The sequence below is a fragment of the Empedobacter sp. UBA6305 genome, assembly GCF_002440405.1.
Classification (GTDB): domain Bacteria; phylum Bacteroidota; class Bacteroidia; order Flavobacteriales; family Weeksellaceae; genus Empedobacter; species Empedobacter falsenii_B.
In genome coordinates, this window is sequence record NZ_DJTP01000041.1 from 119,184 (window position 1) to 139,030 (window position 19,847).

Sequence of the window (19,847 nt, forward strand, 5' to 3'; positions counted from 1 at the left end):
GTATGGAAGCTAAAAATGTAATTGAGTTAAGTCAATCATCTATATATCAAAGAAATCATTTAGTATTATCTGACGTTAATTTTACACTTAATGAAGGAGAATTTGTCTACCTTATTGGAAAAACAGGAAGTGGAAAAAGTAGTTTGTTGAAAGTGCTTTATGGTGATTTGCCGCTTCAATCGGGACAAGGTTCTGTGGTTGGAATGGATTTGAAATCATTGAAAACAAGTAAGATTCCTGATCTTAGAAGACATTTAGGAATTGTTTTCCAAGATTTCCAATTGTTAACAGATCGTACAGTTGAGCAAAATTTGACGTTCGTTTTGAAAGCAACAGGTTGGAAAGATAAGGCTACAATCGATAAACGTATTGATGAGGTTTTAGATTCGGTAGGGATGTTGTCAAAAAAGAAAATGATGCCTTTCCGTCTTTCTGGAGGAGAACAACAGCGTGTTTCTATAGCTCGTGCTTTATTAAATCATCCTGAATTAATTTTAGCAGATGAGCCTACAGGAAACCTAGATCCAGAAACGTCAAATGATATTATGGATTTATTGTTGTCGGTATCGAAAGAAAATAATTGTGCAGTTTTGATGGCTACACACGATTATGAAATTATTCGTCGCTATCCTGCGCGTAAAGTGCGTTGTGAAGACGGAAGATTATTTGAAGTTGCGGAAGCGATATCAGAATAAGATAAATTACACAATATAATTTTAAAGAAAGAGTTTACTTAGTTGTAGACTCTTTTTTTTGTTAAATAATTAACTAACTAATGTATCAAGGTAATAAACTTCATTTTATAAGTATGGATGTTCCATTTCCTCCCAATTATGGAGGTGTTATAGATGTTTTTTATAAATTGAAAGCATTTCATCAACTTGGGATTGAGATTCATTTACATCTGTTTGGGTTTAATGAAATAGAAAGCGATGTTTTAAGAAAATATGCTAAAGAAGTTTATTTTTATCCAATACATCAAAAGCCTAATTATATTTTTAAGAAATATCCTATTTCAGTAAGATCGAGGGATAGTCAATTATTGTATGAACGAATTAAATCGTTGAAAGCTCCTATTTTTTTTGAAAGTCTAAAAACAACATTTATTTTGAATAAATATACTCTTGAAGGTTATTCTAAATATTTGAGACTACATAATATTGAGCAAAATTATTTTTCCGGATTGGCTGAAAGCGAAAAGAATCTAGCGAAAAAAGCATTGTTTTATATTGAGGCAAAAAAATATATCCAATACGAAAATATTATCCACCAGTTTGATGAAGTTTTTACACTTTCTAAATTTGAACAAAATTATATTCAAGAAAAATATAATAAAGGAAAATTTGTACCTGTTTTTCATGGAAATGAAACTTTTCAATCATTAAGTGAAAAAGGAGAATTTGCTTTGTATCACGGAGATTTGAGAGCTTCGGACAATTGTAAAGTAGTCGATTTCTTGATAGAAGTTTTTAAAGAAATTGATTATCCTTTCGTTATTGCTTCAGGTTCTAGAGAGGATTGGGTAAAAGCAAAAATTAAAAATCATCCACATATACAATTTGTTAAATTGAAAGATTTTAATCATTTGAAAAAACTTTTCGCAAAAGCTCATCTTAATATTGCGTGGTCTTTTCAGGAATCTGGGACAAAGCTAAAAGTAATAAATGCATTATTCAATAGTCGTTTTTCGATAATTAATGAAAATGTAATAGATGATGAGAAAATTAGTGGACTTTGTGTTCAAGTTTTGAATAAATTAGAGTTGATAAAAGCTATTAATCATTTAAAAAATAAACCTTTTTTAGGGTCAGAAGAATATATTGATACGCTTGAATATGATTTGAATGATAAATTGAATGCCAAAATTATTTTGAAACAAATTTTTAATTAACTTTATGATTATGAACAGAAATCAATTTGCAGATATAATTTTACAACGATTAATTGATCAAAAGGAAGAAATAAGTCAACAATATAATAGTAGCAAAGATAAGATCGGTTATTTTTGGGTTGATGATCTATTACCAGAAGAATTAGTTTTGGAGATAAATCAAGTTTTTCCACAAGAAAAAGAAATGGTGTTGAAAAAAAGTTTGAAAGAAGATAAATATATTGCTGTTCAAATGGATCAATATCATCCTATTTTAGAAGAAATTATTTACGCTTTTCAAGATGAAAGAATCGTAAATTTGATTGCTGAGATTTGCGAAATAAAACAACCTATTCCAGATTCATCTTTGTATGCTGGAGGTTTGTCTATGATGGGAAATCGTCAATTTTTGCAGCCTCATTTGGATAATTCTCACGATGCGAAAAGAGAATTGTGGCGTGTGTTGAATTTATTGTATTATGTAACGCCAGACTGGAAAGAAGAATATGGTGGTAATTTAGAAATTTGGCCAAATGGATTGAAAAATGATCAAATTACGATTTTTAGTAAATTCAATCGATTAGCGGTAATGGCAACGCATAATGATTCTTTGCATTCGGTTTCTCCAATAAAGTTTGAAGGTTTTAGAAAATGTGTTTCAAATTATTATTTTTCTAAAGAACCTTTAAGAGAAACAGATTCTTTTCATGTGACTTCATTTAGAGGTCGTCCAGAGCAAAAGGTTTTGGATCAAGTTTTGCAAGTTGATAATGCACTAAGAATGGGCGTTAGAAAAGTATTTAAAAAAGGAGTAGTGGAAAATCCGCATATTTATAAAAAATAAAAAAGTAGATTANNTAATCTACTTTTTTATTTTTTCAAAAATCTCCTTCAATTTCAATTCTTCATTTTCCCAACAAAGTTCGTTTGCAGCATTTGCAAGATTTTCTTGGTAACTTCTTTTTCCTTCGTCTAAGATTTCTTGTAGTTTTTCAGCCAAATGTTTTGGATAGTGGTTGTCAATCACTTTTCCAACTTTATACTCTTCGACTATTTTTTTTATTTCTGGTAAATTTGTTGCTAAAATTGGTACTCTAGCTTGAATAAAGTCAAATAATTTATTCGGTAGAGCGTAGCGATAGCTTAATCCTAAATCTTCTTCCATACTCATTCCTACATCAGCTAAAGGTGTTATAGTTTTTAAAGTTTTTGGGGGAATATTTCCTAAAAAATGAATGCGATTAGTTAAGTCTAAATCTTTTACCAATTGTTCGTATTCAGTTTTTTTAGGCCCTTCGCCAGCAATCCAAAATTGACAATTATCAATGTGTTTGAACGCTTCAATCATTCTGTCAATTCCTCGACTCATGTTAATTGCGCCTTGATACAATAATATTTTATCGTTTGTTGGATTTTCGGGTAAGCGAAAGAAAATTAAATCTTGTTTATCGTTAAGTTTTGTTCGGTTGGGAACATTTCTAATCACAGCCGGATTAGCACCATATTCCTTGCGAAACCAATTGGCATATCCATCACTTACGGTATAAAAATACTTGATTTTTGGAACAAGAGAACGTTCTAAAGTTTTCCAAACTTTTTTTGTTTTAGGACGATTGTGTAATGATGGCAATTCTGAATAAATTTCGTGACTATCAAAAACTAAAGGAATTTTTTTGATTTTACTTACCAAATAAAAAGGAAGTAAGCTATCTAAATCATTCGCTAGTAAAATAGTTTGTTTATCCGCTTTTTTAAGTAAAGTGAAAAATAATTTGTAATTGAATTCAGCATACTTTTTCATTGTTGATTGATTCTTTTGTTCCATCAAAAATGTCTTGTACGGTTTATTCAATTTCGGTCTACCGTTTATAGTCGCGCCAATCAATTCTACATCGTATCCAAATTTTAACAAAGAATGGCAAACTTTATCTAATCTTTGATCCGTTTCAATATTATTTAGTACAGCAGATAGGATTTTCAATTTTATGGTTTTTGAAGATTATTTTCCAGGTTTGAAGATGATATAATACGCCTGAACTAAAAATAAAATCGCATTTGGAATAAGGACTGGCCAAGCCTCGATCATAGCAGCATAAATTACAAAACATACACAACCAATTGCATTGATAATGCGGATAATTGTAATCTTCGAAAAAAAGAATGCTAGTACAATAAAGACTGAAGCAAGATAGCCAAAAATATCAGCTATACCAATGTTAGATAAAAAATCCATAAAACGATAAATAAGAATGATAAAGTATAGGCAAAATTATGAAAAATAAGTCGATAACTTTGTGTAAATTTGCACAATGATAGAAACTTTATCAAAGATAAAACACAAAGATTCGCCAAACTTCTTTTTACTTGCTGGTCCATGTGCCATCGAAAGTGAAGATATGGCTTTGAGAATTGCTGAAAAAGTAGTAACAATTACTGATAAATTAGAGATTCCTTATGTTTTTAAAGGATCTTTCAAAAAAGCAAATCGTTCTCGTATTGATAGTTTTACAGGGATTGGAGATGAAAAAGCATTGAAAATTATTCAAAAAGTTGGAGAAACTTTTGATGTTCCAACAACTACAGATATTCACGAACCTTTTCATGCAGAAATGGCGGCGGCTTATGTAGATGTGCTACAAATTCCTGCTTTCTTGGTTCGTCAAACCGATTTAGTGGTTGCAGCTGCACAAACTGGAAAACATGTTACGTTGAAAAAAGGTCAATTTCTTTCGCCAGAAGCAATGAAATTTCCTGTAGAAAAAGTAACAGATTCTGGTAATAATAATGTAGCAATTATCGAGCGTGGAACAATGTTAGGTTACGGAGATTTAGTGGTAGATTATCGTGGAATTCCTGTGATGCAAAATTATGCACCAGTTATTTTAGATATCACACATTCTTTACAACAACCAAATCAGGCTTCAGGTGTAACAGGAGGAAAGCCAGAATTAATCGAAACGATTGCTAAAGCTGGAATTGCTGTTGGTGCTGATGGTATTTTTATCGAAACGCATCCAGATCCTAAAAATGCAAAAAGTGACGGTGCAAACATGTTACAATTAGATTTGTTAGAAGACTTATTAACTAAATTAGTTAGAGTTCGTCAGGCAATTCTATAAAAATAATTTTTAAAGAAAATTTATTAAATAATACTTAGTCAAGTTGATTAAGTATTTTTAATTTTTTTAGATAATGGATAATTTAATTCAGAAATATAATATTCCAGGACCTCGTTACACAAGTTATCCAACTGTTCCGTTTTGGGACAATGATGATTTTACTAAACAAGGTTGGATTGAAACTTTTCAACGATCTTTCGATGAAAGTAATGTAGAAGAAGGAATATCAATTTATATTCATTTACCTTATTGCGAGTCGTTGTGTACGTTTTGTGCATGTAACAAACGTATTACGAAACAACATTCGGTAGAAGTTCCGTATATTGATACAGTTTTGAAAGAATGGAGATTATATGTGGATTTATTTTCATCTCGACCAAAAATTAAAGAAATTCATTTAGGAGGAGGAACACCAACGTTTTTTTCTCCAGAAAATTTGAAGAAATTAATTGATGGTATTTTTGAATATGCGGATGTAGCTGAAGGACACGAATTTAGTTTAGAAGGTCATCCAAATAACACAACAAGAGAACATTTACAGGCTTTATACGATTTAGGTTTTAGACGTATTTCGTATGGTGTACAAGATTATGATCTGAAAGTTCAGGAAGCGATCAATCGTGTTCAACCTTTCGAGAATGTGAAAAGAGCAACCGAAGAAGCGCGCGAAATTGGTTTTACATCGATTTCTCACGATTTGATTTTTGGTCTTCCACATCAAACAATGGAAGGAATGATGGAAACTATTAATTTGACAAAAGAATTAAATCCAGATCGTATTTCGTTTTACAGTTATGCGCATGTGCCGTGGATAAAAGGTGTTGGACAACGTGGTTTTCAGGACGATGATTTGCCTTCACCAGAATTGAAACGTGCATTATATGAAGAAGGAAAGAAAATGTTCGAGGAAATGAACTATTTCGAAGTTGGAATGGATCATTTTGCCTTAGAACAAGACTCGATGTATCAATCGATGAAAAACCATACATTACATCGTAATTTTATGGGATATTCTTCTTCGAAAACACAATTAATGGTTGGTTTAGGAGTTTCTTCTATCAGTGATTCTTGGTATAGTTTTGCACAAAACGAGAAGACAGTAGAAGAGTACGAAAAATCAATCAATAACGGAGAATTATCCGTTTTCAAAGGACATATATTATCAGAAGAAGATTTGATTATGCGTCGTCATATTCTAAATTTAATGTGTAATTTAGAAACTTCTTGGGCTGATGATAACATGAAATTTGATGATGTAGATCGTATCAAAACTATGTTACAAGATATGGTTGACGATAATTTGATTGAATTTGTAGAAAATGGTTTGATCGTAAAAGAAGAAGGACGTCCATACGTTCGAAATGTGTGTATGACATTCGATAAGAGAATGATAGATAACGAGCCAGAAACACGCATTTTCTCAATGACAATCTAATAAAATAGATAAATGTTTTAAACTTTATCAAAAAAAGTATATATTTGAATATCTCAAACAATGAAAGAAATAGAAATTCACGGTAAAAAATTTATTCCGTACATCGCTTTTGAAGAAATAGAACACGCCATCAAAAATATGGCAAACGAAGTTTACGAAGAATACAAAGACGAAAGACCGATTTTTGTTGGTGTATTAAACGGAGTTGTAATGTTCTTCAGCGATTTCTTAAAACAATATCAAGGAGAATGTGAGATTTCGTTCTTGAAATTAAAATCTTACGAAGGAACAGAATCAACAGGGAAAATTACTATTGAGATGGATATTCCGATGAATGTTGAAGGACGTCACGTAATTATTTTAGAAGATATTGTAGATACAGGTAATACGTTAGTAGAGTTGCACCGAATCTTGAAAGAGAAAAAGGTAAAATCATTAAAAGTAGCAACTTTATTATTTAAGCCAGATGCTTACAAAAAAGATTTAAAAGTAGATTTAGTAGGAATTTCTATTCCTGATAAATTTGTAGTAGGTTATGGATTAGATTTTGACGGATTAGGAAGAAATTTACCAGATATTTATCAAATAAAACATTAAAACAAAATGCTAAACATTGTATTGTTCGGACCTCCTGGCAGTGGTAAAGGAACACAAGCTAAATTTTTAGAAGAAAAGTACCAAACTCCTCAAATTTCTACTGGAGACTTATTTCGTTTCAACCTTAAAAATGAAACAGAATTAGGCGCTCTTGTGAAATCTTACATGGACAAGGGACAATTAGTTCCAGATGAGGTAACAACAAATATGTTGGTTGATCATTTAGATAACAATCCAAATGCGCAAGGATACATTTTTGATGGATATCCACGTACAACATCTCAAGCAGAAGCTTTAGATAAAATCTTAGCAGATAAATACGAAAGCGAAGTTTCGATTACATTAGCATTAGTTGTGGATGACGAAATTTTGGTTCAACGTTTATTAGAACGCGGAAAAACTTCTGGTCGTGCTGATGATGTGGACGAAAAAATTATCCGTGATCGTATTACAGAATATTACGAGAAAACTGCAATTGTAGCAGAACACTACAAAGCGCAAGGAAAATGGGTTGAGATTGATGGAGTAGGTTCTATTGAAGATATTACCGAAAAATTGAACGCAGCAATTAAAGAAGTTTTATAAGAACAACTTTTACATAATACTAAAAATGCTCCTTTTAATTAAAGGAGCATTTTTTTATTATTATCATTTCTGAATGTAGCTTTTTGTGAAATGAAGAACCGACATCAGAATGACTTTTCTATTTTCCTTCAACCAAGCCTTTACAAATGTTTTTTACAACAGCAGGACCTTCATAAATAAAACCTGTATAAACTTGTAACAAACTTGCACCAGCTTCCAGTTTTTCTTTAGCATCTTCGGCTGTATGAATTCCGCCAACTCCAATGATAGGAAATGCTTTGTTCGATTTTTCAGAAAGATAACGAATCACTTCTGTTGAACGATTTTTAAGTGGTTTTCCCGAAACTCCACCAGTTTCTTTTACAATTTCTGGATCAGATTTTAATCCTTCTCTTGAAATGGTTGTATTTGTAGCAATCACTCCAGCAATTTTAGATTCTAATACAATATCTATAATATCGTCCAATTGAGAATCTGTTAAATCTGGTGCGATTTTAAGTAAAATTGGTTTCGGTTTTTCGTTTTGATTATTGTATTGTTGCAAATAATTAAGAATGTACAATAAAGGTTCTTTTTCTTGTAAATCGCGTAATCCAGGTGTGTTTGGAGAACTTACATTGACTACAAAATAATCAACATAATCAAACAATGCATTGAAACATTTGATGTAATCGTCAACAGCATCTTCATTTGGTGTCAATTTGTTTTTACCAATATTTCCGCCAATAATATAGTTTTCACGATTTTTTAATTCTCTAATTTTCGAAACAGCAAAATCAACACCTTTGTTATTAAATCCCATTCGGTTGATAATCGCTTCATCTTCTACCAAACGAAACATACGCGGCGCATCATTCCCTGGTTGAGGTTTTGGTGTAACGGTTCCAATTTCGATAAAGCCAAATCCGAAGTGGTTCAATTCTTCAATATATTCAGCATTTTTATCAAAACCAGCAGCTAAACCAATTGGATTTTTGAATTTAATTCCAAAAACTTCTCGTTCTAAACTTGGATGATTGTATTGATAAAATTTATCTAATAATTTTCCAACTCCAGGAAATGCAGCATAATTTTTTAGATTTCGCGTAACGAAATGATGCGCATCTTCGGGTTGTAATTGAAATAAAATGTTTTTGAATTGTTTGTACATGCTACAAAATTAATCAATCCTATTCATTATAAAAATATGTTTTGATTACTTATTTTTTGTGATTGATTGTATTGTGCTAATTGGAGAAATTTCAACAGTTTTTTGACCTTTTCCAACTTAAAAATAGTAGAGACTATTGGTATTGATAAGGTAGATTTCTTTTTTCTCACCAGAATTGAAAGTTAAGGTTTGTCCATATTTTTCGAATTTTAAATCTCCATTTTTTATTCGTTTTGATAAAAAATTACCACCACCAATTCCAAAACCTAAAAAGAAACAAATCAGCATAACAAAAAAGAATTCAATTGAATTTTGATTAATTTTCTTAGTGAATTCTTCATTCGTGAGGTTATCAGTTTCTTTAATCTTATAATATTTCTTAATGAATTTTTTCTCTGGATGTTTCAATGAATACTGTTTAAAACTATAAAGTAGAAAAATAAGAAGAATAAAAAAGATTAGTAGGAAAGGATGTGCGGTAATTTCAGAAATTGGACTTATTAAGATATCCATAATGCTCGAAAATTTCAGAATATTAATATCCAATTGATAGTAAAAAATAGATTCTTTAATAATTCCCATGATGACTAAATAAATATAACCAAAAGGAAGTAATCGTTGTAAATGTTCGTTATTCATACTATTGAATCTATTTTTGGCGCGATTTTATTTCTTTGTTAATCATAGAAAGCCTTATGACCAAAGGCATCAAAGTAGTTGAAGTTCTGCAAGCAACGGCAATTAATGCATAATTTTTTGATTTTATTGCTGAATATACCAAGAAGATAGAAATCAAAAACATCAAACATCCAAAAGTAATTACCATTGTTTTGGTTTGTTTTTGCTTTTTCAGAAGTTAGTCATCAGTATATTCGGACAAATTTTTTTAGTATTCATGATAGTGTGTTAATTAATTGAATAAATATAAATAAAAATCTGAGTCATTATAAATTATTCATTCAAAATAGATAATACAAGATTTTAATAAACAAATTAGAAATTGTACTTTTGCAGACTAATTAAAAGAGAAAAATTATGCAATCAAATTTTGTTGACTACGTAAAAATAAATTGTAGAGCCGGACATGGAGGTGCGGGTTCAGCAAGTTTGCATCGCGAAAAATATATTGACAAAGGTGGACCAGATGGTGGAGATGGTGGACGTGGAGGAAATATCACGCTTCTTGGAAACTCAAATCTTTGGACCTTGTTAGAATTTCGATTCAAAAGACATTTCCGTGCGCAAAACGGTGGACGTGGAGGTAAATCTCGTTCTACTGGTGCTGACGGTGAAGATATTATTTTGGAAGTTCCGATCGGAACAATTGCCAAAGATGACGAAGGAAATATTATTGGCGAAGTAACAGAAAATGGGCAAGAATTAATTATTGCGCAAGGAGGAAAAGGGGGGCTAGGAAACTGGCATTTCCGTTCTGCAACGCGTCAAACGCCTCGTTATGCACAGCCAGGTTTGGATGGTGACGAGCGTCAAGTTACATTGGAGTTGAAAATTTTGGCAGATGTTGGTTTAGTTGGTTTTCCAAATGCAGGAAAATCTACTTTATTATCAGCTGTTTCGGCTGCTAAACCAAAAATTGCAGATTACGCATTTACAACGTTAACACCTAACTTGGGAATTGTAGAATACCGTAATCATCAGTCATTTATTATGGCAGATATTCCTGGAATTATCGAAGGTGCGGCAGAAGGAAAAGGTCTTGGACATCGTTTCTTGCGTCATATTGAGCGTAATTCTAACTTATTATTTTTAATTCCTGCCGATACAGAAGATTATAAAAAAGAATATGAAATTCTGTTGAATGAATTGAAAAAATTCAATCCTGAATTGTTAGATAAAGAACGAATTTTAGCTATTTCTAAGTCAGATATGTTAGATGATGAATTGGAAGCTGAGATTAAAGCACAATTACCAACTGATATTGATACGATATTTATTTCGTCTGTTTCTGGAAAAGGAATCACAGAATTGAAAGATTTATTGTGGAAAAAACTACACGAATAACTAATTATTAAAGATAAAGACAAATGTTTAGAAATTTTGGAGACATCATGGGAATGATGGGAAAAATCAATTCATTTAAAGATAAATTTTCTGATTTGAAAAATGAATTAGATGGAGAAATTTTTACAACGACTTCTAACGATGGAAAAGTAAAAATTACAATGTCTAAATTAGCAACAATAAAAGATATTGAACTTGCTGAAGGAATGGAAAAAGAAGAAATTGAAGATTTGTTAGTGATGACGTTAAACAAAGCGTTGGAACAAGTAAAAACAGAAGCAATTGATAGAGCGAAAAAAACAGCTCAAGAAAATTTACCAAACATTCCTGGAATGCCTTTCTAAGAAGAATTTGAAAAAATAAAACCCCCTGAAAATTAATTTTCAGGGGTTTTTGTTTGATAATTTGGTTCAATATTTTTATCATCTTTCTCATCCAAAGATTCAAGATATTCTGCTTTCAAACGTTCTTGTTCTTGGTAAATATCCCATAAACGCTCGGCTTGTGGATCATAATAATTTTCTTGATCCCATTTCGGAACTTCTTTTTGTGGACCAATATTTCTAAACAAATAAGCAAAAAATGCACCCGAAATAAATCCACTTAAATGTCCTTCCCAAGAAATAGAATTACTACTTGTATCTGTTTTTAATTGTGGTAAAATTTCTTGAGGAACCATTCCCCAAATCATTCCGCCGTATAATAAAATAATGATTAATGAAATCGCCATTAAACCGCGTTCTTTTCTAATAATTCCACTGAAAAATATGAACGAAGCCAATAAATAAACGATAGAACTTGCTCCGATATGGCAACTTACATTATCATCTAAAAAAGGAGGATTTCCAATCATCCAAAGAATAATTCCTGATAAAATCCAACCAAAAAAAATAACATAATAAGCTAATCTATCGTACATCAATAGTGCGATAAAGCTAAGAAATGCTAACGGAAAGGTATTACTGATAATGTGTTTCCAACCCGAATGAAATAAAGGTGAGAGCAGAATTCCTTTCAATCCTACGAAAGTTCTCGGAATAACGCCGTAACAACCGTTTAAATTGTATCCGTTTTGTTGGAACAAAAAGATAATCCACATTGGTATAAGCAGTAGCAGAGGAATTATAATAGTTTTCTTCGGAAAAGGATAACTCATAAAATTGGTTTTGAAAACATCATTCAATCTTTATTCCTTTCCAGAAAATCTGCCAATTTTGGTCAAATTAAGTTTAATAGCGTTTTATTAATTCTCTCGCAAGCAATTTCCAATCTGTCCATTTCACGCCTAATTGATGATTTTGAACAGCAATTTTATGTTGGTAATTCAAATGCTTAATCACTTCCTTATAAGCTTTTATCAAATTAAAATTCGGATCATAAATATGAGTTGCTTCAGAATTTGCACCATTAATTTCAAGTATGACAAAATTTCCGTTCTGAAAATCTTCTAAACTTTTTGCTTTCAAATCGATACGACCATAATAAAAACCATCAATTTTTTGTGCGATTTGATCTATAGTTTCTTCTAATTTAGACGTTTTTAGAGAAGATCCATCTAAAAAAGTTGTTCCTCGACTATGATTTCCTATTGGTTCAACCAATAATTTTTCATCTTTTTGAAGAACTGAATTTAGTTCGTTTTGTAAACGTTTAAACAAATAATCTTTTCGGTAAAAAGCTCTTAAATTTTGTTCGATTAATTCTTTCAAAGTTGATTTTCCATCACCCGTAAACGTCAAAAAATCTTTTGCTGTTATCGACAGTATTTTACCATTTTTTTCTTTTGGTAATCTAACATAGAAAACACCAAACTCAAAGTTTGATTGAATATATTCTTGTAAAATTAAATCTCGATTATTTTGCTCTAAATAATTTTTCCAATCAATTTCATTTCTGATTAATTCTACACCAATTCCACGTTCACCAAGATTTGGTTTTGCAATAAAGGGAAAATTAAACGGAATTTCTTGTGTTGTAAATTCATCAAAAAAAATGGTTTTTGGCTTATAATTTTTATCAATTTGATTGAGTAAATCAATTTTAGAATAATCAATAAATCCGCCCCATTTCATTGTAGGATTTGCCGAGCAAAAGTAAGCTGGAGCGCCTGTTTGAAAGATTTTATAAATGTACCAAGGTGTCAATGGCGCATAAAATAACCAGAATGGCCAAAATTCGTATCGTGTCCATTTTGTTATTTTCGGATTCATTTTTCTTGATTTTGAAAAGCAATTGTAGAAGATGCAATTCCAAAATTTTGTGGAATTTTAATCGTTGAAAAATGAGTTTCGATCGCAATTTTAATCAACGCAAAATGATGAATGCTATGATCAAAACAATACATTAATTCGCGATAATTTGTGGTATTAATTGTGAAATTCTCTCCGTAATAATTCTGTTTTAGCTGAATTGTTTTTTCTAAATCTAAACGTTCTATTTGTGATTTTAGATGATTCAGCGTATTCAAACTTTCAACAACCGAATTTTCTAAAGCACGATTTCGCTCTCTATCATCATAACAAATACAATTGTTTTTTTGCGCTTGTAAAAAGCACGAATAAAACTCGATAATATGACGAAAATGTTGACCAACAGAAGCACCAGAAATGATTTCTAATTCCTTTTGAAAAGACAGATCGTCAAATTGCAAAAGAATCGATTTCATTTCATCAAAGGAATGCGCTATAGTTTTCTGAATACTCATAATTCTTTGCAAAGATAAATTTTTACATTTGAACTAAATTGAAAAATGAGATGTGTATAATCAGTTTTTACAGAAATGAGGATGAATTTGTGTTGACGCACAACCGAGATGAGGAAATAAATCGTTCTTCTTCTAAAGAGATTGTGGAGCAAAAGCGTTTTGATAAAACTTATTTTTCGCCTGTAGATGAGCGCGCAAATGGAACTTGGATTTTTTATTCGGAACAATATGTTGCGTGTATTTTGAATGGAGGAATCGAAAAACCAATGCATTTCAAAGAAAAATACAGAGAAAGTAGAGGAATTATCTTATTAGATTTATTGAAATATAATTCTGTAAATGAGTTTATTAATTCGGAAAATTTGTCAGGAATCGCACCTTTTACAATTTTTGTTTTTGAAAGACTAACTAAAAATGCTTACCTTTTGTTTTGGAATGAAAATAAACTGAGCGTAAAAGATATTTCGCAAGAAAAAATTGTGACATGGTGTTCGTCGACATTGTACAGTCCTGAAAGAAGAAATGAAATTGATGAAATTTTTAATCAAAATAATGATTTAAAATCCGAAGAAATTTTAGAACTTCACGATGATTTGAAAATGAAAAAAGGTGATTTGTACGATTTTTTAGCAACGACATCTATCTCTCAAATTATTATGAATTCTTTAAGAATTGATATGAAATATTGTCAGCTATTTTGAAATTAATAGACAATAATTCGTTATTTTAAGGAATCATCAAATCATTTCGGACATAGGCATAATTTATGCTATAGTCTATCAGAATAATTATATTTGTTAAAGACAGCTTAAATAATAAAATGAACGATAATTTCTCACAACAAGTAAAAGACGTTATTTCTTATAGTAAGGAAGAAGCGTTGAGATTAGGCCACGACCAAATAGGAACGGAACACCTTCTGTTGGGGATTATTCGCGACGGTGAAGGGAAAGCCATTTCTGTCTTAGAAGCATTGAATGTCGATTTAGACGAAATGCGTCAAAAAATAGAAAACCTAAACCCAGCAAAAGAAACTCCAGGTAATAATATAAAAAATTTGAGTTTGACAAAACAAGCTGAAAGAGCGTTGAAAACAACATTCTTAGAAGCAAAATTGTTTAAAAGTCCGACTGTAAATACAATTCACTTATTATTGTGTATTCTTCGTAATGAAAACGATCCGATTACAAAATTGATGAATAAGTTGGATATTGATTACAATACAGTAAAGGAGGAATTCAAATTTCAATTTCAAGATGAGGAAATTCAATCTCCTCGTGCAGAAAATCCATCTTTTGATGGAGGTGATTCTGATAACGATTTTGAGCGTGCATCTACAAGTAAACCTACTTCGAAAAGTAAAACACCAGTTTTAGATAATTTCGGACGAGATTTGACAGCGATTGCGCAAGAAGGAAAATTAGATCCTGTAGTTGGACGCGAAAAAGAAATAGAACGTGTTTCGCAAATTCTTTCTCGTCGTAAAAAGAACAATCCATTGTTAATTGGAGAGCCAGGTGTTGGTAAATCTGCAATTGCAGAAGGTTTAGCGTTAAGAATTGTACAACGTAAAGTTTCGCGCGTATTGTTCAACAAACGTGTGGTAACATTAGATTTAGCATCATTAGTTGCTGGAACTAAATATCGTGGACAATTTGAAGAGCGTATGAAAGCAATCATGAATGAATTAGAGAAAAATGATGATATTATTCTTTTCATTGATGAGTTACATACAATTGTTGGAGCAGGAGGAGCTACGGGTTCTTTAGACGCTTCTAACATGTTCAAACCTGCTTTGGCGCGTGGTGAATTACAATGTATTGGAGCAACAACGTTGGACGAATATCGTCAATATATTGAAAAAGATGGTGCATTAGTTCGTCGTTTTCAAAATGTGATGGTTGAACCAACAACTCCAGAAGAAACATTACAGATTTTACATAATATCAAAGATAAGTATGAAGCGCATCATAATGTAAATTATACAGATGAAGCGTTGCAAGCTTGTGTAAATTTGACAACACGTTATATTACAGATCGTTTCTTGCCAGATAAAGCGATTGATGCTTTAGATGAAGCGGGTTCTCGCGTGCATATCAAGAATATAAAAGTTCCTCAAGAAATTTTAGATCTTGAAGCAAAATTAGAAGAAGTTCGCGAAGAGAAAACGAAAGTTGTAAAATCTCAAAAATACGAAGAAGCTGCTCGTTTACGTGATTCAGAGAAACAAATAGAAAGTGATTTGAAACGTGAGCAAGCAAAATGGGTACAAGAATCGAAAGAGAATCGTGAAACAGTTACAGAAGAAAATGTAGCGGAAGTTGTTTCGTTGATGTCTGGCGTTCCTGTACATCGTGTAGCTGAAAAAGAATTGAAAAAATTGGCTCAGATGAATGAGTTAATGAAAGGAAAAGTAATTGGTCAAGATGAAGCGGTAACGAAAGTTGTAAAAGCAATTCAACGTAATCGTGCAGGATTGAAAGATCCGAACAAACCAATTGGTTCATTCATTTTTTTAGGAACTACGGGTGTTGGTAAAACACAATTAGCGAAAGTTTTGGCGAAAGAAATCTTTGATTCGAATGATGCGTTAATTCGTATCGATATGTCAGAATACATGGAGAAATTTGCCGTTTCTCGCTTAGTTGGAGCACCTCCGGGCTACGTTGGTTACGAAGAAGGTGGACAATTGACAGAAGCAGTTCGTCGTAAACCATATGCGGTAATTTTGTTAGATGAGATTGAGAAAGCGCATCCAGATGTATTCAATATCTTGTTACAAATTTTGGATGATGGTCATGTAACAGATAGTTTAGGTCGTAAAGTTGATTTCCGTAATACGATTATCATTTTAACGTCTAACATTGGTACAAGACAATTGAAAGAGTTTGGAGATGGTGTTGGATTTGGAACTTCATCTAAGAAAGATTCTGCTGATGAACGCGCAAAATCAACAATTGAAACAGCTTTAAAACGTGCTTTCGCGCCAGAATTTTTGAATCGTATTGATGATATTATTTTCTTTAATTCATTGACAAAAGAAGACATCATGAAAATCATCGATATTGAATTAGCAAGTTTAATCGAGCGTTTAATAGCTTTGAATTATCATATTGAATTAACAGAGGAAGCGAAGAATTTTATCGCAGACAAAGGATTTGATAAAGATTATGGAGCTCGTCCGTTGAAACGTGCTATTCAGAAATACATCGAAGATCCAATGGCAGAAGAAATTATCAATGCTGTAATTAGTGAAGGAGATGAATTAACTCTTGATTTAAATGAAGCAAAAGATGGTGTTAAAATTTCTGTAAAAGGAAAAACGAAAGAAGAAAAATCAGAATAATTTCTAAGTTTCTATAATAGAAAGGCTTGAACATTTTTGTTCAAGCCTTTTTTATTTCGGTAACTTTTGCCGTACATTTGCGCTCAGCAAGCCACTTTGTCGCTTCATGTATGTGAAGAGGAAAGTCCGGGCTCCAAAGAGTAAGCATAGCGGGTAACGCCCGTCCGTCGAGAGGCGAGGACAAGTGCAACAGAAAGTATGTACAGTTCGGCTGTAGTGAAACCAGGTAAACTCTATGCGGAGCAATGCCATGTATACCAGCAGTTAAGAGCTACTCGTTCGTTGCTGGGGGGTAGGCAGATTGATATTTTAGGTAACTAAAATACTAGATAAATGACAAAGCATCTTGATTTATTAAGGTGACAGAACCCGGCTTATCGGCTTGCTTTTTTCTATTTTTTGAAGTAAAGACTAAATAATTCTGAAGTATTAGAACAGTTGTTCTTTTTCAAAATATTTCTTCGATGCGTGTCAATAGTATGTTTACTTAAATCTATAGCGTTTGCTATATCCTGACTTGTGTAGCCTTTAATCAGAAATTCGATAATCTCCGTTTCTTTTTTTGTAAGTTGTAAAGATGAATTTGTTTTTGAATTAAGAAGATTATTCAATCCATCTTTGATGTTGTAAATATGCATAATAGGCTTTCCTCCAACCTTTATTTGTGTGATGTCAGTCGCTAAACAAAAAACTCGATTTGGTAAAAAATTTTTACTTAATTCGTAAAAGAAATGTTGCAAATGAATTTGATGAATTTCTCCTTTTTTATCTATCACACGAAAATCATAAGTAAATTTATAATTCATTCTTTCTTCAGGGACAATTTCCATACTAAAATTTGCAATTCGTTGCTGAATATCAATCACATGTTGCAAATCATCGGGATGTACCATTTGAACACATAATTCAGCTGTATATTCGTCAGGAAGATAACCCAAAATATCTTCGCATTGAGGAGAAACATATTCGAATGTTGCAGAATTAGGATTGATGAAATACATAAAAGATTCACCAAGAGCAAGACTTCTTAAAGTTTGTAAATAATCATTAATCGATTGAAAACTCTCATTTTTTTCGTTTAAGGTTCTACGATCTGTATTTTCACTCCATAGTTTTTTTACAATACTTGCATATTCAGTAATAGATTTTTGATTTGCTTTTTTCATATGCTTACAAGTAAAAGTTAATAAAATACCATTAAATGAGTATTTTTTAAGTTAGTAATATAAACTAATTTTGCAAAATATATATAGGATTAAAGCAGTTTTGCTTTTTCAACCAACCTATTTTATATTTAACCTATAAAAAAAGGAGCTAAATTTTTTAGCTCCTTTTTAATATTATGATGGAATTAAAGTAAAGATTTTACTTTCTCGATTACAGCAGTAGAATCGATTCCATATTTTTTCATTAAATCTGAAGGTGTTCCAGATTCACCGAATTTATCATTAACCGCAACAAAAGCTTGTTTTGTTGGTAATTTTTGAGCTAAAACTCTTGCAACAGATTCACCTAAACCACCTAAAATATTATGTTCTTCAGCTGTTACAATTTTTCCTGTTTTCTTTACAGAGTTTAAGATAATTTCTTCATCCAATGGTTTGATTGTATGAATATTGATCACCTCACAAGAAATTCCTTCTTTTTCTAACTCAGCAGCAGCAACCAAAGATTCCCAAACTAAGTGACCTGTCGCAACAATTGTTACATCAGAACCTTCGTTCATTAAGATACCTTTACCAATTTCAAATTTTTGGTCAGCTGGTGTGAAAACTGGAACAGCAGGACGACCGAAACGTAAGTAAACAGGACCTTCATATTCAGCTGCAGCAATTGTAGCCGCTTTAGTTTGATTGTAATCACAAGGATTGATAACCACCATTCCTGGTAACATTTTCATCAAACCAATATCTTCTAATGTTTGATGAGTTGCACCATCTTCTCCTAACGTTAAACCAGCGTGCGATGCAGCGATTTTTACATTTTTGTTAGAGTAAGCGATAGATTGACGAATTTGATCGTACACACGAGCTGTAGAAAATTCAGCGAAAGTTCCTGTGAAAGGAATTTTACCTCCAATTGTCAAACCTGCAGCAATTCCCATCATGTTTGCTTCAGCAATACCAATTTGGAAAAAACGCTCTGGGTTTTCTTTGATAAATTGATCCATTTTCAATGAACCAATCAAGTCAGCACACAATGCAACAACGTTAGGATTTGTTCTTCCTAACTCTGTCAATCCATCTCCGAATCCACTACGTGTATCTTTTTTTTCTGTGTATGTTAAGTCTATCATTGTTTTTGTTTTTTGTATTCGTTTTTGTATTTTTCTACTTCTGTTTTTTCATCAAATTGATAAATAAAATCATTTGGCGAAACATTAATTTCTTCTTCCTCTTCGGCGCTCTTTTTTATCCAATTTTCTAAGATTTCAACATTTTCTAACACAATATTATGTCCAACTCGATAAATCAAGCCTTTCAAATTTAGTTCAGAATTGATAAACGGAACGGTGTTGATGTTAGAATTTGTATCGATGCAAATTTCTGTACCATTGTCGTTGTCATTATCTTTTCTGAAAATGTTATACACTTCACATTGTTTATTTAGAATCGTTTCTTTTTGACCAGTTCTATTCGCAACATAACTATTTCCGATTGCGGAATTTGTTAAACTTGGATTATTAGTCGCTAAAAAAGAATTTCCTAATAAATCTTTTGTGCCTTCGAAATCAATTTTAAAAACCTTCGGATTTTCTTCTTCGCTGTAAACAGAATACATATTGTCGTTTACTTTTAATGAAGCGAAGTTTCCCATCGGTGTTCGCGTAATCATCAAATGTGCTTTGTAATCTTTGGTTGATAAAATGTCCAAAAAATCTGAATAGAAATCACTTTTGATACGATATTGAATAACGTTTTCGAATTTATACGATTGCATTTGAGCGAAAGTTAAACATGTAAAAAGCGTTAATATAAAACTGATTGATTTTTTCATTATCGAATTGATTTGATAAGTA

Annotated in this window: 22 protein-coding genes and 1 other RNA gene; 12 read left to right on the forward strand and 11 right to left on the reverse strand. The window is 31.7% G+C overall.

The features are described 5' to 3' along the window. The first annotated feature begins 2 nt into the window (after positions 1 to 2). From B3M86_RS10165 to B3M86_RS10175, 3 genes are all read left to right on the forward strand, one after another. Positions 3 to 695, forward strand: a complete 693-nt coding sequence (locus tag B3M86_RS10165; RefSeq protein ID WP_038333079.1) for a cell division ATP-binding protein FtsE — start codon at positions 3 to 5, stop codon at positions 693 to 695. An 80-nt stretch (positions 696 to 775) separates the two neighbouring features. Then, positions 776 to 1,891: a hypothetical protein gene (locus B3M86_RS10170; protein ID WP_291072327.1), complete on the forward strand. Its 1,116-nt coding sequence runs from the start codon at positions 776 to 778 to the stop codon at positions 1,889 to 1,891. Between the two features lie 10 nt (positions 1,892 to 1,901). Beyond that, positions 1,902 to 2,714, forward strand: a complete 813-nt coding sequence (locus B3M86_RS10175; protein ID WP_291075815.1) for a 2OG-Fe(II) oxygenase — start codon at positions 1,902 to 1,904, stop codon at positions 2,712 to 2,714. Between the two features lie 18 nt (positions 2,715 to 2,732). Here B3M86_RS10175 and B3M86_RS10180 read toward each other — a convergent pair whose 3' ends face one another. Together B3M86_RS10180 and B3M86_RS10185 are read right to left on the reverse strand one after the other, a co-directional pair. Beyond that, complete coding sequence (locus B3M86_RS10180; protein WP_115001639.1) at positions 2,733 to 3,851, reverse strand: glycosyltransferase; 1,119 nt, start codon at positions 3,849 to 3,851, stop codon at positions 2,733 to 2,735. A gap of 18 nt (positions 3,852 to 3,869) precedes the next feature. Further along, the gene (locus tag B3M86_RS10185; protein ID WP_115001637.1) at positions 3,870 to 4,103 is read right to left on the reverse strand and encodes a uroporphyrinogen decarboxylase; all 234 of its coding nucleotides are present in this window, start codon (positions 4,101 to 4,103) and stop codon (positions 3,870 to 3,872) included. A gap of 76 nt (positions 4,104 to 4,179) precedes the next feature. On the opposite strand from B3M86_RS10185, the gene kdsA reads away from it, so the two are divergent. From kdsA to B3M86_RS10205, 4 genes are all read left to right on the forward strand, one after another. Next, positions 4,180 to 4,989 carry a 3-deoxy-8-phosphooctulonate synthase gene (gene kdsA, locus B3M86_RS10190; protein ID WP_115001635.1) on the forward strand — a complete coding sequence of 270 codons (810 nt, stop codon included), beginning with the start codon at positions 4,180 to 4,182 and terminating at the stop codon, positions 4,987 to 4,989. 73 nt (positions 4,990 to 5,062) lie between these two features. Next, on the forward strand, positions 5,063 to 6,424 hold the full coding sequence (gene hemN / locus B3M86_RS10195) for an oxygen-independent coproporphyrinogen III oxidase (RefSeq protein WP_115001634.1): 1,362 nt from the start codon (positions 5,063 to 5,065) through the stop codon (positions 6,422 to 6,424). Positions 6,425 to 6,484: 60 nt separating this feature from the next. Then, a complete protein-coding gene (gene hpt, locus B3M86_RS10200) occupies positions 6,485 to 7,021 on the forward strand; it encodes a hypoxanthine phosphoribosyltransferase (protein WP_038333090.1) in 537 nt (178 codons plus the stop codon). A gap of 6 nt (positions 7,022 to 7,027) precedes the next feature. Further along, positions 7,028 to 7,606: an adenylate kinase gene (locus tag B3M86_RS10205; RefSeq protein WP_125350758.1), complete on the forward strand. Its 579-nt coding sequence runs from the start codon at positions 7,028 to 7,030 to the stop codon at positions 7,604 to 7,606. Between the two features lie 118 nt (positions 7,607 to 7,724). On the opposite strand, the gene B3M86_RS10210 is transcribed toward B3M86_RS10205, so the two are convergent. From B3M86_RS10210 to B3M86_RS10220, 3 genes are all read right to left on the reverse strand, one after another. After that, positions 7,725 to 8,756, reverse strand: a complete 1,032-nt coding sequence (locus B3M86_RS10210) for a quinone-dependent dihydroorotate dehydrogenase (protein WP_291052576.1) — start codon at positions 8,754 to 8,756, stop codon at positions 7,725 to 7,727. A 117-nt stretch (positions 8,757 to 8,873) separates the two neighbouring features. Next, entirely contained in the window at positions 8,874 to 9,395 is a 522-nt protein-coding gene (locus B3M86_RS10215) for a hypothetical protein (RefSeq protein WP_291052573.1), read from the reverse strand. A 10-nt stretch (positions 9,396 to 9,405) separates the two neighbouring features. Further along, positions 9,406 to 9,582 carry a hypothetical protein gene (locus B3M86_RS10220; RefSeq protein WP_181816329.1) on the reverse strand — a complete coding sequence of 59 codons (177 nt, stop codon included), beginning with the start codon at positions 9,580 to 9,582 and terminating at the stop codon, positions 9,406 to 9,408. Positions 9,583 to 9,791: 209 nt separating this feature from the next. Here B3M86_RS10220 and obgE point away from each other — a divergent pair, with 209 nt between their 5' ends. Together obgE and B3M86_RS10230 are read left to right on the forward strand one after the other, a co-directional pair. Then, positions 9,792 to 10,778, forward strand: coding sequence for a GTPase ObgE (gene obgE / locus B3M86_RS10225; RefSeq protein WP_115001628.1), 987 nt, complete (start codon positions 9,792 to 9,794; stop codon positions 10,776 to 10,778). A 23-nt stretch (positions 10,779 to 10,801) separates the two neighbouring features. After that, positions 10,802 to 11,122: a YbaB/EbfC family nucleoid-associated protein gene (locus B3M86_RS10230; RefSeq protein WP_291060570.1), complete on the forward strand. Its 321-nt coding sequence runs from the start codon at positions 10,802 to 10,804 to the stop codon at positions 11,120 to 11,122. 32 nt (positions 11,123 to 11,154) lie between these two features. Here the strand turns inward: B3M86_RS10230 and B3M86_RS10235 are convergent, their stop codons facing one another. The 3 genes from B3M86_RS10235 to B3M86_RS10245 all read right to left on the reverse strand — a co-directional run bounded on the left by B3M86_RS10235 (position 11,155) and on the right by B3M86_RS10245 (position 13,482). Next, positions 11,155 to 11,877, reverse strand: coding sequence for a rhomboid family intramembrane serine protease (locus B3M86_RS10235; RefSeq protein ID WP_291079030.1), 723 nt, complete (start codon positions 11,875 to 11,877; stop codon positions 11,155 to 11,157). 130 nt (positions 11,878 to 12,007) lie between these two features. Continuing rightward, the gene (locus tag B3M86_RS10240; RefSeq protein WP_125350526.1) at positions 12,008 to 12,988 is read right to left on the reverse strand and encodes a hypothetical protein; all 981 of its coding nucleotides are present in this window, start codon (positions 12,986 to 12,988) and stop codon (positions 12,008 to 12,010) included. Then, positions 12,985 to 13,482 carry a hypothetical protein gene (locus B3M86_RS10245; RefSeq protein ID WP_125350525.1) on the reverse strand — a complete coding sequence of 166 codons (498 nt, stop codon included), beginning with the start codon at positions 13,480 to 13,482 and terminating at the stop codon, positions 12,985 to 12,987. The genes B3M86_RS10240 and B3M86_RS10245 overlap by 4 nt, the downstream gene beginning before the upstream one ends. 50 nt (positions 13,483 to 13,532) lie before the next feature. On the opposite strand from B3M86_RS10245, the gene B3M86_RS10250 reads away from it, so the two are divergent. From B3M86_RS10250 to rnpB, 3 genes are all read left to right on the forward strand, one after another. Further along, entirely contained in the window at positions 13,533 to 14,183 is a 651-nt protein-coding gene (locus B3M86_RS10250) for an NRDE family protein (protein ID WP_115001619.1), read from the forward strand. A gap of 119 nt (positions 14,184 to 14,302) precedes the next feature. Continuing rightward, on the forward strand, positions 14,303 to 16,828 hold the full coding sequence (locus B3M86_RS10255) for an ATP-dependent Clp protease ATP-binding subunit (RefSeq protein ID WP_286494732.1): 2,526 nt from the start codon (positions 14,303 to 14,305) through the stop codon (positions 16,826 to 16,828). 83 nt (positions 16,829 to 16,911) lie between these two features. Beyond that, positions 16,912 to 17,221: RNase P RNA component class A (gene rnpB, locus B3M86_RS10260), an RNA gene on the forward strand. On the opposite strand, the gene B3M86_RS10265 is transcribed toward rnpB, so the two are convergent. The 3 genes from B3M86_RS10265 to B3M86_RS10275 form a co-directional block, all read right to left on the reverse strand. Further along, positions 17,221 to 17,994 carry a LuxR C-terminal-related transcriptional regulator gene (locus B3M86_RS10265; protein ID WP_219033690.1) on the reverse strand — a complete coding sequence of 258 codons (774 nt, stop codon included), beginning with the start codon at positions 17,992 to 17,994 and terminating at the stop codon, positions 17,221 to 17,223. The genes rnpB and B3M86_RS10265 overlap by 1 nt on opposite strands. A 185-nt stretch (positions 17,995 to 18,179) precedes the next feature. Further along, complete coding sequence (locus B3M86_RS10270; RefSeq protein ID WP_180906861.1) at positions 18,180 to 19,121, reverse strand: transketolase family protein; 942 nt, start codon at positions 19,119 to 19,121, stop codon at positions 18,180 to 18,182. After that, the gene (locus B3M86_RS10275) at positions 19,121 to 19,825 is read right to left on the reverse strand and encodes a hypothetical protein (protein WP_180905074.1); all 705 of its coding nucleotides are present in this window, start codon (positions 19,823 to 19,825) and stop codon (positions 19,121 to 19,123) included. The genes B3M86_RS10270 and B3M86_RS10275 overlap by 1 nt, the downstream gene beginning before the upstream one ends. Positions 19,826 to 19,847: the final 22 nt, after the last annotated feature.